The sequence below is a fragment of the Streptomyces sp. NRRL S-340 genome, from assembly GCF_000720185.1.
GTDB lineage: Bacteria > Actinomycetota > Actinomycetes > Streptomycetales > Streptomycetaceae > Streptomyces.
Genome location: NZ_JOIY01000015.1, coordinates 1 through 12,947, shown reverse-complemented (window position 1 = coordinate 12,947; position 12,947 = coordinate 1). Strand labels below are relative to the sequence as shown.

The following is a 12,947-nucleotide window of genomic DNA, read 5'->3' as shown; positions in this document are numbered from 1 at the left end:
CGCACCGGGGGCACGGGTGGCGCCTCGGCACGGGCGCAGCCCCCGGCCGGGCTCAGTCGTACTCGACGACCGTGTCGTCCAGTACGGCCGCGTCGTCCCGCTCGACCGCGCTCACCGCCACCCGCACCACACCGCCCCGCTCCCGCCGCTGCCCCTGCCCCTGCCCCTGCCCCTGCCCCTGCCCCTGCCACATGCGGACGCACAGGGTCTCGCCCGGGTACACGACCCCGGCGAAGCGCGTGGTGAAGGAGCGCACCCGGCTCACGTCACCGCCGAGCAGCGTGTCGACGACCGCCTTGAGGGTCATGCCGTACGTGCACAGGCCGTGCAGGACCGGACGGCCGAACCCGGCGGCCCGCGCGAAGCCGGGGTCGGCGTGCAGCGGGTTGTCGTCGCCGGTCAGCCGGTACAGCAGGGCCTGGTCCTCGCGCACCGGGCGGCGCACGGTGCGCGAGGGCTCACCGCGGGGCGCGCCGGGCCGGGCGGAGGGCCCTCGGTCGCCGCCCCATCCGCCCTCTCCGCGTACGAAGATCCGCGCTTCCTCGGTCCACAGCGGCCCCTCGGGGTCGGCGGCCTCGGTGCGCAGGACGAGGACGGCCGCCGTCCCCTTGTCGTACACGGCGGTGATCTCGCTGGTGGCGGTGGCGGTGCCCGCGGCGGGGAGCGGGCGGTGGACGGTCAGCGCCTGACCGCCGTGCAGCACCCGGGCGAGGTCGACGTCGACGCCGGGCACGGACAGGGCGCGGATCACTCCGGGCGCCCCGCCGCCGGCGACGGTGGCGAAACTGGGCAGGACGTGCAGCCGGGTCTCCAGGGTGTAGCGCAGTTCGCCGGGGCCGGTCGCGGGGACGCCCGCGCCGAGGCCGAGGTGGTAGAGCTGCACGTCCCGGGGCGTCCAGGAGATCTCACGGGTGCGGGGTCCGGCCGCGAGGGCACGGGCTGCGTCGATGGCCATGCGCCCTCTGTACACCCCGCGCTCGCGGCCCGTGAAGTTCCCGGCGGCCCGGCCGCCGGCGCACCCGCGGCATCGATCCAGCCCGGCGCACACGGGACCTTGGTCCGGCCCGGCGCGCCCGCGGCATTCGTCCGGCCCGGCGGGCCCGGGACATTTGTCCTGCCCGGCGTGGTGCGGACGTCCCGTCCGGCTCCGTACATGCGCATCTGCCGTACGCCCCGCCCGGATCCGTAGCGTGGCTGTCATGACGCAGACACGAAGTGCCGTGTCCTTCCGGGGGAGGTGCGGTACCGAGCCCGGAGGTCGACCCGGCCTCGCTGGACTGGAAGGACGCCGCACGCTGCGCGACGCCGGGTCCGTGATCGGCTCGATCGCCGCTCCGGTGAGGATGTACCTGCTGTTCACCGACAGCGGCACCGGCAGCGGCCGGGCCTGGCGGACGGCCGCTCAGGGTGACGCCGATGACCTCGCGCCAGGTGGCCACCGGCCGCGCGCTGACCGGGGCGGAGACCGTGCCGCCCGCCCTCTGCGCGGTGCTGCCGGCGGCGGTCTGGTCAACGGCGTGCGGCCGGCGGTGTGGCGGTGGGCGCTGACCGCGCTGCTGCTGCGGCCGGGCTCGTGGCGTTCGGTTCGTACGCTGTGCTGTCGAACCGCCGCAACGCGGGAACCGTCTGACACTCGGGGGGAACGGAACATGAGCTGGAGGCGCAGTATCTCCTGCCACGCGCGGTCGTGGCGGGAGGCCGTCCGCGAGGCGCGGGAGGCGCAGCGGCACTGGAAGGCGAACAAGGAGCACCTCAAGGCCGAGTGGCGGGCCGCGCAGAAGGCGGGGCAGGTGCCGGAGAACCCGGGGCCGCCGCCCTCCGGTTTCGCCCTGCTGCCCTGGCTGCTGATGGGGCTGGGCTCGCTCTCCAACATCTTCCAGGGCGAGACCCCGAACCCGTGGATAGGCGGCCTGGGCCTGCTCGCCTTCAACTCGCTCTACATCTACGTCGTCTTCAACGCGTTCGACAGGAAGCGGCGGGCGGCGACCGCGACGCGGACGGCGCTGGTGCTGATGGGCGTGGTCACCACCGCGCTGGGGCTCGGTTACGGCGGCAACTGGCTGCTGTTCTTCCCGCTGTTCGGGCTGGCGACCGGCGCGATCCTGCGGGGCCCGTGGCTGGGGCGCTCCGGCATGGCGCTGGCCGTCTTCTCCGGCTGCGTCGCCGCCTTCCACGAGGGCTGGGACGGCATCAACATCGCCTACGCCACGTTCCTGTCGACCATGGTGACCGCCGCGATCCTGAGCCTGAGCGAGGCCGTACGGGAGCTGCGGGCGGCCCGTGAGGAACTGGCCCGGCGGGCGGTGGAGGAAGAGCGGCTGCGGTTCTCCCGCGACCTGCACGACCTGCTGGGCCACACCCTGTCGGTGATCGTCGTGAAGTCGGAGGCGGCCCGGCGCCTGGCTCCCCGGAACATGGACGCCGCGCTGACGCAGGTGGCCGACATCGAGTCGGTCGGCCGGCAGGCGCTCACCGAGATCCGCGAGGCGGTCACCGGCTACCGCGAGGGCAGCCTGAGCACGGAGCTGGACCGGGCGCGGTCGGCGCTGAGCGCCGCCGGCATCGAGCCCGTCGTCCGCCGCTCGGGGCCGCCGCTGACGCCGCAGTCGGAGGCGCTGCTGGGCTGGGTGGTGCGCGAGGCGGTGACGAACGCGGTCCGCCACAGCGGTGCGGGCCGCTGCGAGATCAGTGTCACCGGCGGGGCCGAGCACGTCCGCCTCACGGTCGCGGACGACGGGAGCGGCGTGCCGGCCGTGGTCCAGCCGGCCGTGCCCGGCATCGGCGGGACCGGCCTCAAGGGCCTGACCGAACGCCTCGCGGCGGCGGGCGGCTCGCTCGATGCGGGCCCGTCACCGCGCGGCGGCTTCACGGTCACCGCGCGGCTCCCCACGAGCACGGAGGAACTGACGGCCGCGGCCCTGGCCGCCGCGACGAGCACGGGGAGCGGCGTGAAGGCCGCGGGCACGGGGACCACGGAGAGCAGCGTGAATGCCGCGAGCGCGGCCAGCGCGGGGAGCAGCACGAGCGCGGGTGGCGCGGCGAGCGCCCCGAGCAGGTGAACACCGCGAGCACGGGGACCACGGGAAGCAGCACGAGCGCCGCAAGCGCGGCCAGCGCGGGGAGCAGCACGAGCGCGGGTGGCGCGGCCAGCGCCCCGAGCAGGTGAACACCGCGAGCGCGGGGAGCAGCACGAGCACCGTCTGGCAGCATGAGCGCGGCGGGTGCCGCGGGTGCCGCGGGTGCCGCGGGTGCCGCGCCCGGAAGCGGAGACGTGGCGGGCTGCTGAACTGCCGCCGCCGGTGCACGGCGGGCGACGACGTACGGTGGTCGCCGGCGAAAGGCGGTCGCCGCCCGGCCGCCGGAGCCCCGTGCACCGGCGCGGTGCCGGGCGGACGCCCCGATGCGCTTCCCCCGTACTCCCGGCACTCCCCGTACTCCCCCGGCAGGCGCCGCCGCGACTCCCTACCCTTGGTCCGTGAACGAGATGCCCCGGGACCACCGGCCCGCCAAGTCCGTCCGCGTCCTGCTCGCCGAGGACCAGGGGATGATGCGGGGCGCGCTCGCCCTGCTGCTCGGCATGGAGGCGGACATGGAGGTCGTCGCCCAGGTGGCGGCGGGGGACGCCATCGTGGACGCCGTGCTGGCCCACCGGCCCGACGTGGCCCTGCTGGACATCGAACTGCCGGGCAGGAGCGGTCTGGACGCCGCCGCCGAGCTGCGTGAGCAGGCGCCGTACTGCCGGGTGCTCATCCTGACCACCTTCGGCAGGCCCGGCTACCTGCGCCGGGCGATGGAGGCGGGCGCTGCGGGGTTCCTGGTCAAGGACGGGCCGGTGGAGGAGCTGGCGGCCGCGATCCGCCGGGTGCTGACGGGCGAGACGGTGGTCGACCCGGCCCTCGCCGCCGCCGCGCTGAGCGCCGGTCCGAACCCGCTGACGGTCCGCGAGTGCGACGTGCTGAAGGCGTCCGCGGACGGGGCGACGGTCGCCGACATCGCCGCGAAGCTGCACCTGTCGGAGTCCACCGTCCGCAACTACCTCTCCTCGGCCATCGGCAAGACCGGCACCCGCAACCGCATGGAGGCGGTGCGCGAGGCCCGGCAGCAGGGGTGGCTGTAGAGGGACCGGGAGGTCAGGTCCCGGCGCCCGCGGGCTCGTTCCGGAACAGTGCCGTCCACAGGAAGTCCTCCCCGAAGCACGGCGATCCGTCCGGCTCGTCACGCATCCGGCGCAGCTCCACCTCCCGCAGCCCCGAGAAGATCCGGCGCAGCGATCCGGGGGTGTAGGCGAGGCCGCCGTGCAGCCGGGAGGTGCGGTACAGCTCGGCGTCGGGCAGCTCGCAGCCCATGGCACCGGCGGCGAAACAGGTGAGGGCGAACCGGCCGCCGGGGGCGAGGACCCGCTCCAGCAGGGCGAGGTAGCTGATCCTGCGGTGGGGTGGCAGATGGTGGAAGCAGCCGGAGTCGTAGACCAGGTCGTACGGCCCGGTGAGCCGGTCGCCGGCCGCCGCGAAGGCGTCCCCGCACAGGAACCGCACCTCGGCGCCGGCCTCCCGGGCCCGTTCCCGCGCCCACGCCACGGCGGCCGGCGACAGGTCCACGGCGTCGACCTCGAAGCCGCGCGCCGCGAGGTGCAGGGCGTTGCGGCCCGGCCCGCACCCGAGGTCCAGCGCACGCCGGCCGTCGATCAGCCCGGAGTCGAGCCACTCCACCAGGTTCTCGTCCGGCCGGGCGGCGAAGAACGGCACCGGCCGCGTCCGGTCGGCGTAGAAGCCGTCCCACCAGCCGGCCGCGCCGTCCGACCACCGGTCGGCGTCCGGCGCGAACAGCCCGTCCAGCAGCCGGAGTACGTCGTCCACGGTACGGATGTCACGGGCCGCGTCCCCGTCCGCGCCCCCGCCCGTGTCCCCGTCTGCGTCCCCGTCTGCGTTCGCGCTCCGCTCCGTGTGCCGGTCCGTGTCCTGGCCCATGCGGGCTCCCCCTCTCACCGGGCCCTCCGCCGGGCCCGTTCCGGTACCGCGACCGTAGCGGCGGACGGCCGGAAAGCCCAGGTCAGATGGGCTTTCCCGGCGAGCGCGGCACGCCCTGTGCGGGGCGGTGCGGGGGTGGCGCGGGCCCGGTGGGGGATCGTGCCGCCGGCCCGCCGAAGTCCCGTCGGGGGCCGCGCCCAGGGTTCTGCCGGCACCTGTCTCCCCCGCGCCGGCCCTCCTTTCTACCGCGGCCGGCGGTGGTCAGGGGTGTGCCCGGTGCTGCCCTCGGGACCCGGCACGGGAGCGATCAGGAGGTTGGGGTCGGAGGCGGTGGCGTAGGCGGCACTGGGTATGTAGGCGACGTTTCGGCGCACCGCGACGGAGGTCGGGTTCTGGAGGCCGTCCGCGCCGGTGAGCACGGTCGTGGAGGTGCCGTCCGGCTGGACGAGCACGACTTCGTCGGGGCCGTCGAGAGCGGCCAGGATCTCGTCCCCCCGGCCGGTGAAGGCGAAGTCGTCGATGCCTGCCAGCCCCCTGGCCGTGATCCTGACGGGTCCGGGCCGGCCCCCGGGGCCGAACGGGATGCGCACCACGGTGCCCCGGTCCAGGTTGGTCGCCCACAGCGCGCCCTGGTGGACCTTCAGGCCGTTGACGCCCAGGAAGCCGGCCGGGGCGAGTTCGGGAGCGGCGGACCACGTGGTGGGCGTACCGCCCCTGGTGGGCACCGTGTAGATCTTTCCCAGCGCGGAGTCCGCCATGTAGAGCCGGTCATGGCGCTCGTCCAATGCCAGCCCGTTCGGAAGTCCGTCGGCGGGGAGTGCCGCGATGCGGTGCGGGGCGTGGCCCGGACGCAGTCGCCACAGGCCGGTCAGGTCCGCGGTGCCGCTGGCGTAGAGGAAGTACAGCGTTCCGTCGTGGGCCCGGACGACACCCGCGGTCAGGGCGAAGCCGAGCCTCGGGGTGTGCGCGCCGCCATCGGCGGGCGCGGGAAGGGTGGCCAGGATCCGGGTGACGCCCCGCGGGCTGACGGCGGCCACCTGGCGGGCGGCGGCGAAGGTGACGACAGCTGTGCCGTCCGGCTCCAGAGCGATGTTCTCCGGGGTCTGGCCGTGCGGCAGGTCGAAGTGGGCGGCTATGCGAGGGCCGCTCGTCGGCCGCGACGCTGCCTGGGCGGAGGCCTGAGCGAGGGCCGGCCCGGCGGTCGCCGCCGCGACCGTGACGGCGCAGGCGAGCACAGCCAGTCTGATTCTCATGACTTTCCGCTTCCTGTCAGAGGGGCATCGGCTGCCACGGCACCGCACACGCGGCGCCTTCGGGCCGATTTCATAGTAATGAACATACACTCAATGTTCCCGACATGCGGCGAACCCGGCGCTGGGTACGATCTCTCCCATGAGCCCGCGCGCGTACACCTCCCGGCTCCGCGCCCAGAACGCGGAGCAGACCCGCAGGGCGATCCTCGACGCGGCCAGGGATCTCTTCGCGGAGCGGGGATACGGCCGGGTGAGCCTCGCCGCCATCGCGGCGGAGGCCGACGTCGCGCTGAACACGGTGTACGCCAGCATCGGCGGCAAGTCCGCCCTGATCCTGGCCCTGGCCGCGGACAGCGCCGGCGACGAGCGGGCGGAGCTGACCCGGCAGCAGGTGCTGGCGGCCGACGACGGTCAGGAGATCCTGCGGCTGACGGCCGCGGGTACCGGCGAGGTGATCGAGCGGCACGCCAAGACGCTCACGGTGCTGCTGGACGCCCGCAACTCCGACGCCGACGTGGCCGGCGCCGCCGAATACAAGATCAAGCATTACCGGGGCGTCCTGGACGTCATCGCCGACCGGCTCTTCGACCTCGGGGAAGTCCGCGCCGGACTGACCCGCCGGCAGACGCGCGACATCATGTGGTTCTACTTCGGCATCTCCGCCTGGAGCACCATGAGGGAGATGGGCTGGCCCCACGCCCAGGCGACAGCATGGCTCCAAGCCCAGGCGTCGTCGGCGCTCCTGTCGCACTGACCACGCGCACCCGCCCGCCGGCCCCTCCGGAAGACGGCCCGGCGCCCTGACCGACAGGTCCAGCACCCCCGCCCGAGACGGTCGGGCGCACCCGGCCGAGGCGGCCCGCACCCGGCCCCGACGACCCGGCACCCCGGCGCCCCGGCCGGGAACAGCGCCCGCCGCCGAACCCCCGAGTGGACTTACGGGCCGCGGAGGGGCCGGCAGGATCCGGCCCCGGCAGCGGCCGAGGCAGCACCTCACACCGGCCGTCACCCCCGGCCTGCACCACGGGCAGCGGCGAACACCCGGCTCCGGGCCGGGACTTGACCCGGCGCCCCACGCCTTCAGTCACCCCCTGCCCAGCGACCGGCCCGCGAGCCGCCGACATGACGTCGTCGGCCGGGGGCGCCTGGTTCCGCGCTCCGGCGCCGCCCGCATCGAGCGGAAACACCCCGCCTCCGCCCGGTCGCGCGACCGGACGCGGCAGCCCTTCGCACCCTCCCCGCTCGACAAGAGGCCAGTGGTCTGTTAACTTCGTCCTCATAAAGTTCCAGTGGCCTCTTATAGGTCGCCGACGGTACGAGCGAAGGTGGGTTCAGGTGTCGATCGAAAGCACCGCGCACACAGCCCGGACACCCCTGGGCGGATCCGGCATCTCGGTGCGGCCCGTCGGGCTCGGGCTCATGGGGATGTCGCAGTTCTACGGCGAGGCGGATCCCGAGACCTCGGTCTCCACCATCCGGAGTGCGATCGACCTCGGAGTGGAGCTGTTCGACACCTCGGACTACTACGGTGCGAGCAGTGCCACTCCGGGCGGTCCGGTCGCCGGGTTCGGCCACAACGAGGAGTTGCTGGGGCGCGCCCTTCGGGGACGGCGCGACCGGGCGGTCGTGGCGACGAAGTTCTCGGCGCGCCCCGGCCCGGGGGGCCGCAGCTTCTTCGACGGTCGTCCGGAGTACGTGAGGGCCGCCTGCGAGGCGAGCCTGAAGCGGCTGGGCACGGACCGGATCGACCTGTACTACTACCACCGGCTCGATCCCGCCGTCCCCGTCGAGGACACCGTGGGCGCCATGGCCGAACTGGTGGCCGCGGGCAAGGTGCGTGCGATCGGGCTGAGCGAGGTGACCCCGGAGGTCCTGCGGCGGGCCCACGCGGTTCATCCCGTCGCCGCCCTGCAGAGCGAGTACTCGCTGTGGGAACGGGGCGTCGAGGCCGAAGTCCTGCCGGAGTGCAGGCGGCTCGGGATCACGCTGGTGCCCTACAGCCCGCTGGGCCGCGGCATGCTCACCGGCGCCTTCGCCCCCGGCACCGAGTTCGGCCGGGACGACTTCCGCTCCACCCTGCCCAAGTTCCAGGGCGACAACTTCGAGCACAACCGGCAGCTGGTCGCCGAGCTGGAGGAGTTCGCCGCGGGCACCGGCGGCACCGCCGGCCAGATCGCTCTCGCCTGGTTGCTGGCGCGGCCCCACGCCATCGTCCCCATCCCCGGCTCCAGACGTCCGGCCCGCATCAGCGCGAACCTCGCGGCCACCTCCGTCCGGCTCAGCGCCGACGACGTGGCCCGCCTCAGCGACATGTTCGACCCCGCTCGGATCAAGGGCGGCCGGTACGGGGCCCTCAACACGCTTGCGGACGAGACCGCGAAGTGACGCCCGGCGCGGAACAGCCCGCGCGGGGGGCCGCAGCGGCCGCCACGGCCCCCGCCCCGGCCGCTCGGCTCAGCCGCCCGCCCCGGCCGGTCATCCCCCGGCCGCCTCACAGACAAGGAGCACACCTCATGGACCATGAAGCCCAGTTCGCCGGCAAGACCGCGCTCGTGACCGGCGCCGGAAGCGGCATAGGCGCCGCCATCGCCCGTCTGCTCGCCGCGCGCGGGGCCGCCGTCGCCCTGCTCGGCCGCCAGGAGGCGCCGCTCAGGGAACTCGCCGAGGAGATCACCGGGGCGGGCGGCAAGGCGCTCGCCGTTCCCTGCGACGTCAGCGACCCGCGTGCCGTCGAGCACGCCGTCGCCGAGACCGTCCGCCACTTCGGCGCCCTGCACCTGGCCGTGAACAACGCCGGCACCTCCGGCGTGCACCACGACGTCTGCGACCTGCCGGAGGAGGAGTGGAACAAGACGATCGGGATCAACCTCTCCGGCGTCTTCCACGGGCTGAAGTACCAGATCCCGGCCATCAGAGCGGCCGGCGGCGGGGCCATCGTCAACATCTCCAGCGTGTTCGCCGACCGCGGTCTGCCCCACCGCGCCGCCTACAGCGCGAGCAAGCACGGCATCCGCGGGCTGACCCGCGCCGCGGCGGCCGACTGGGCCCGGCACGGCATCCGCATCAACGAACTCCAGCCCGGCGTCGTCCCGGTACCCCGTCAGCAGGGCAATCCCGACGAGGTCGCGAAGATCGCCGGGAAGATCCCGGCCGGCCGGCTCGGCACCGGCGAGGAAGTGGCGAAGGCCGCCGCCTTCCTGCTCTCCGACGAGGCTTCCTACGTCACCGGGGCTCACCTCGCGGTCGACGGCGGATTCCTCATCTGACCCCGCCCCCCTCCCGCCCGAGCCTTCGGGCTCCCCCTCCACCCCATTCCGACAGACACCCTCCCACCCCCCAGAATCGAGGCACCATCATGAGCAGGACCTGGCTGGTCACCGGCAGTTCCCGCGGACTGGGCCGGGCCGTCGCCGAGGCCGTCCTCAAGGCCGGCGACAACCTGGTCGCCACCGCCCGGCGCACCGCGCCCCTGACCGACCTCGCCGACGAGTACGGTGACAAGGTCCGCCTGGTCACCCTGGACGTGACCGACACCGAAGCCTCACGCCGGGCCGTCCGGGCCGCCGTCGACGCCTTCGGCCGCCTGGACGTGGTCGTCAACAACGCCGGTTACGCCGACATGGCGGCCATCGAGGACATGACCGACGAGGCCTTCCGCGCGCAGATCGACGCCAACCTCTACGGCGTGGTGAACGTCACCCGGGCCGCCCTTCCCGTCCTGCGTGCGCAGGGCCGCGGGCACATCATCCAGATCTCCTCCGTCGGCGGGCGCGTGGGCGGCCCCGGTCTGGGCGCCTACCAGGCGGCCAAGTGGGCGGTCGGCGGCTTCTCCGAGGTCCTCGCCAAGGAAGTCGCCCCTCTGGGTGTCAAGGTGACCGTCGCCGAGCCGGGCGCCATGCGCACCGACTGGGCCGGCTCCTCCATGGCCACTCCGCCGGTCAGCGACCCCTACAAGCCGGTCGTCGAACCCGCCATCGCCCGCCAGCGGGCCTCGGACGGCAAGCAGAGCGGCGACCCCGCCCGTGTCGCCCAGGTCCTGCTGGACATCGTGGAGGCCGAGGAGCCGCCGCTGCACCTGCTGCTCGGCAAGGACGCCGTCGAGGTGGGCCGGTTCGCCGCCAAGACCCTCGCCGCGTCGGACGCCAAGTGGCGACACGTGAGCGAATCCGTGTGACGCCCGGTGGTGGGCCCGGCACCCGGGCTCACCGCTCCCCTGCCGGCGCCGCCGCTCCCGGCGGCACCGGCAGGTCGTAGGGTTACCGCGAGCGGCACAGCGGTGAGCCGCGAGAGTTCCCGAGGAAGCGACGATGACAGACGACCGGCCGACCGGTTTCCAGCGCGCCCGCAGCGCCGAACAGCGCGAGATCCGGAAGCGGACCATCCTCGCGGCCGCCGCGGAACTCCTCGCGGAGATGCCCGTCAGCGACATCAGCCTGCGGGAACTCAGCAGGCGCGTCGGGCTGTCGAAGACGAACGTCGTGCGCTATTTCGAGACCAGGGAGGCGGTCTTCTTCGAACTCCTCAACCGCGACCTGGCCCGGTGGATCGAAGAGCTGCCCGCCGACCTGGCGTCCGCCGGAAGCACCGGAGCCGCATCGCCCCGCGTCGTGGCGCAGGCCCTGGCCCGGTCCCTGGGCCGCCGGACCCTGCTGTGCGAACTGCTCAGCTCGCTGGGCTCCGAACTCGAACGGAACATCTCCGCGGAGTCGGCGCGCGACTTCAAGCGGGCCCACGGCCGGTTGCTGGGCGCTCTGGCGGAGCTGCTGCGCGAGCACATCACCGCCCTGAGCCCCGCGGCCGCCCGCGAGCTGGTCTCCATCACCGTGGTGTCCACGGCCGGACTGTGGCCCTTCGCCCATCCTTCCCAGGCCGTCGTCGAAGCGCAGCGCGACCCCGAACTCGCCTCCACGAAGGTCGACTTCGCCGAGCGGCTGGGCCGCACCCTCCATGTCGCCGCCACCGGACTGCTCGACCTGGAGGAACGGGCGGGGGAACGGGCCACCTGACGGCAGGGCGCGCCGGATCCAGGAGGGTGTCCACGGCGCCGGGCCCCTCGTCGGCGTATCACCGCCGTGCGCGGGGCCGCCCTGTGCCCGGCCGGCGGAGAGGCGGCGAGCGGTCCGCGAGGGCAGCCGCTGCTCAGGGCGCCCTCCGTGCCGCGCGCGGCAGCCACACCAGCATCAGCAGCGCCCCGGCGAGCAGGACGGCGGTGCCGGTCCGGAAGACCAGGGCGTACCCCTCCGTGAGACCCACCGGTGTGGTGCGTCCGGCGGTGCGGGCCGCGGCGAGGGTGGACATGACCGCGAGGCCGAGCGAGCCGCCCATGGTGCGCGAGGTGTTGATGAGCCCGGAGACCAGCCCGGCGTCGCCGGGGGCGGCGCCCGAGGTGGCCAGCGCGGCCAGCGGTGTCCCGGCCAGGCCCGCGCCGAGCATCATCAGGATCCCGGGGAACATGATCGCCGTCAGGTACGCCCCGTCCGCCCGCATCGTCGACTGCCAGCCGAACCCGGCCGCCGCCACCAGCGTGCCCAGCACGGCGACGCTGCGCGCGCCCGCCGCCCGCATCAGGCGCGGCGCGACCTTGGAGCCGAGGACGACGGCCAGCGAGCTGGGGACGAGGGCGAGTCCGGCGTCCAGCGGGGAGTAGCCGAGGACGTTCTGCGCGTACAGCGTCATGAAGAACCACATGCAGAACATCGCCGAGCCGGAGACGAGCATCGCCGCGTTCGCGGACGCCACCGAGCGCACCCGCAGCAGGGCGAGCGGCATCAGCGGGGCGGCGGTGCGCGCCTCCACCGCGAGGAAGGCGGCGACCAGGGCGAGTCCGCCGAGCAGCGGGACCAGGGTGGCCGCGGCGGTCCAGCCCTCGGCCTCGGTCTGTGAGATGCCGTACGCGAGGGTGGCCAGGCCCGCCGTGACCAGCAGCGCGCCCGGCAGGTCGAGCCGTCTGCGGTCGCCGGCCCGGCTCTCCGTCAGCCGGCGCGCGGAGGCCGCCAGGACGACGGCGCCGACCGGCACGTTGATCAGCAGGACCCACCGCCACGACAGGCCCTGCACGAGGATCCCGCCGACCAGGCCGCCCGCGGCGCCGCCGCCCGCGCCGACCGCCGTCCAGGTGGCTATGGCCCGGGCGCGGGCGGCCCCCTCGGGCACGGCGGCGGTGAGCAGGGTCAGCGTGGAGGGGGCGAGCACGGCGGCGCCGAGTCCCTGCACGGCGCGGGCGAGCAGCAGCTGCCAGCCCTCCTGGGCGAGGCCGCCGCCGAGCGAGGCCAGCGTGAACAGGCCGAGCCCGACCAGGAACATGCGCTTGCGCCCGTAGAGGTCGCCGGCCCGGCCGCCGAGCAGCATGAACCCGGCGAACGCGATGGCGTAGGCGTTCACCACCCACTGCAGGCCCGGCCCGCTCAGTCCCAGGTCGGTGCGCATCGAGGGCAGGGCGACGTTGACGACGGACACGTCGAGGACGACGAGGAACTGCCCGGCGCAGGCGAGGGCGATGACGAGCCAGGTGGGCGGCGGCGGGGTGCGGCGGGGGGCGGTCGGGGTGAGACCGGCGGCTTCGAGCATGGATGTCATGGTCTCAAGCCGCTCGTGCCCCTTGCATCGGGATTTCGCGCCGTCCCGCCTGGTCCCGCGGACCTACGTCTTCGGCCCGCCCCCCCGTGGCACCTTCCCCCCTCCCCGGACTCCCCCACTCCTCCCGGCACCCTGCCCTCCCACCCCGGAC

11 protein-coding genes are annotated in these 12,947 nt (G+C 74.5%); 7 read left to right on the top strand and 4 right to left on the bottom strand.

The genetic code is table 11. The features are described from left to right. Positions 1 to 52 precede the first annotated feature (52 nt). Positions 53 to 955, bottom strand: a complete 903-nt coding sequence (locus IG64_RS14170) for a MaoC/PaaZ C-terminal domain-containing protein (RefSeq protein WP_037855694.1) — start codon at positions 953 to 955, stop codon at positions 53 to 55. Between the two features lie 694 nt (positions 956 to 1,649). On the opposite strand from IG64_RS14170, the gene IG64_RS14165 reads away from it, so the two are divergent. Then, positions 1,650 to 3,059, top strand: a complete 1,410-nt coding sequence (locus IG64_RS14165; protein WP_037855692.1) for a sensor histidine kinase — start codon at positions 1,650 to 1,652, stop codon at positions 3,057 to 3,059. Between the two features lie 425 nt (positions 3,060 to 3,484). After that, positions 3,485 to 4,117: a response regulator transcription factor gene (locus IG64_RS14160; RefSeq protein WP_037855691.1), complete on the top strand. Its 633-nt coding sequence runs from the start codon at positions 3,485 to 3,487 to the stop codon at positions 4,115 to 4,117. A gap of 13 nt (positions 4,118 to 4,130) precedes the next feature. On the opposite strand, the gene IG64_RS14155 is transcribed toward IG64_RS14160, so the two are convergent. Continuing rightward, a complete protein-coding gene (locus IG64_RS14155; protein WP_420709925.1) occupies positions 4,131 to 4,856 on the bottom strand; it encodes a class I SAM-dependent methyltransferase in 726 nt (241 codons plus the stop codon). 353 nt (positions 4,857 to 5,209) lie between these two features. Continuing rightward, positions 5,210 to 6,220 carry a hypothetical protein gene (locus IG64_RS14150; protein ID WP_051812901.1) on the bottom strand — a complete coding sequence of 337 codons (1,011 nt, stop codon included), beginning with the start codon at positions 6,218 to 6,220 and terminating at the stop codon, positions 5,210 to 5,212. 139 nt (positions 6,221 to 6,359) lie between these two features. Here IG64_RS14150 and IG64_RS14145 point away from each other — a divergent pair, with 139 nt between their 5' ends. The 5 genes from IG64_RS14145 to IG64_RS14125 all read left to right on the top strand — a co-directional run bounded on the left by IG64_RS14145 (position 6,360) and on the right by IG64_RS14125 (position 11,226). Further along, positions 6,360 to 6,974 carry a TetR/AcrR family transcriptional regulator gene (locus IG64_RS14145; RefSeq protein WP_037855689.1) on the top strand — a complete coding sequence of 205 codons (615 nt, stop codon included), beginning with the start codon at positions 6,360 to 6,362 and terminating at the stop codon, positions 6,972 to 6,974. A 581-nt stretch (positions 6,975 to 7,555) separates the two neighbouring features. Next, complete coding sequence (locus IG64_RS14140; RefSeq protein WP_051812899.1) at positions 7,556 to 8,605, top strand: aldo/keto reductase; 1,050 nt, start codon at positions 7,556 to 7,558, stop codon at positions 8,603 to 8,605. 128 nt (positions 8,606 to 8,733) lie between these two features. Beyond that, positions 8,734 to 9,486: an SDR family NAD(P)-dependent oxidoreductase gene (locus IG64_RS14135; protein WP_037855687.1), complete on the top strand. Its 753-nt coding sequence runs from the start codon at positions 8,734 to 8,736 to the stop codon at positions 9,484 to 9,486. 89 nt (positions 9,487 to 9,575) lie between these two features. Continuing rightward, a complete protein-coding gene (locus IG64_RS14130; protein WP_037855685.1) occupies positions 9,576 to 10,394 on the top strand; it encodes an SDR family NAD(P)-dependent oxidoreductase in 819 nt (272 codons plus the stop codon). A gap of 133 nt (positions 10,395 to 10,527) precedes the next feature. Next, the gene (locus tag IG64_RS14125) at positions 10,528 to 11,226 is read left to right on the top strand and encodes a TetR/AcrR family transcriptional regulator (protein WP_037855684.1); all 699 of its coding nucleotides are present in this window, start codon (positions 10,528 to 10,530) and stop codon (positions 11,224 to 11,226) included. 133 nt (positions 11,227 to 11,359) lie between these two features. Here the strand turns inward: IG64_RS14125 and IG64_RS14120 are convergent, their stop codons facing one another. Further along, entirely contained in the window at positions 11,360 to 12,787 is a 1,428-nt protein-coding gene (locus tag IG64_RS14120) for a DHA2 family efflux MFS transporter permease subunit (RefSeq protein WP_037855682.1), read from the bottom strand. Between the last annotated feature and the right edge of the window lie 160 nt (positions 12,788 to 12,947).

Bases quoted from the DNA above. Each gene is read 5' to 3' on its own strand.
- IG64_RS14170 (WP_037855694.1), bottom strand. From the start codon at position 955: ATGGCCATCGACGCAGCCCGTGCCCTCGCGGCCGGACCCCGCACCCGT.
- IG64_RS14165 (WP_037855692.1), top strand. From the start codon at position 1,650: ATGAGCTGGAGGCGCAGTATCTCCTGCCACGCGCGGTCGTGGCGGGAG.
- IG64_RS14160 (WP_037855691.1), top strand. From the start codon at position 3,485: ATGCCCCGGGACCACCGGCCCGCCAAGTCCGTCCGCGTCCTGCTCGCC.
- IG64_RS14150 (WP_051812901.1), bottom strand. From the start codon at position 6,220: ATGAGAATCAGACTGGCTGTGCTCGCCTGCGCCGTCACGGTCGCGGCG.
- IG64_RS14145 (WP_037855689.1), top strand. From the start codon at position 6,360: ATGAGCCCGCGCGCGTACACCTCCCGGCTCCGCGCCCAGAACGCGGAG.
- IG64_RS14135 (WP_037855687.1), top strand. From the start codon at position 8,734: ATGGACCATGAAGCCCAGTTCGCCGGCAAGACCGCGCTCGTGACCGGC.
- IG64_RS14130 (WP_037855685.1), top strand. From the start codon at position 9,576: ATGAGCAGGACCTGGCTGGTCACCGGCAGTTCCCGCGGACTGGGCCGG.
- IG64_RS14125 (WP_037855684.1), top strand. From the start codon at position 10,528: ATGACAGACGACCGGCCGACCGGTTTCCAGCGCGCCCGCAGCGCCGAA.
- IG64_RS14120 (WP_037855682.1), bottom strand. From the start codon at position 12,787: ATGCTCGAAGCCGCCGGTCTCACCCCGACCGCCCCCCGCCGCACCCCG.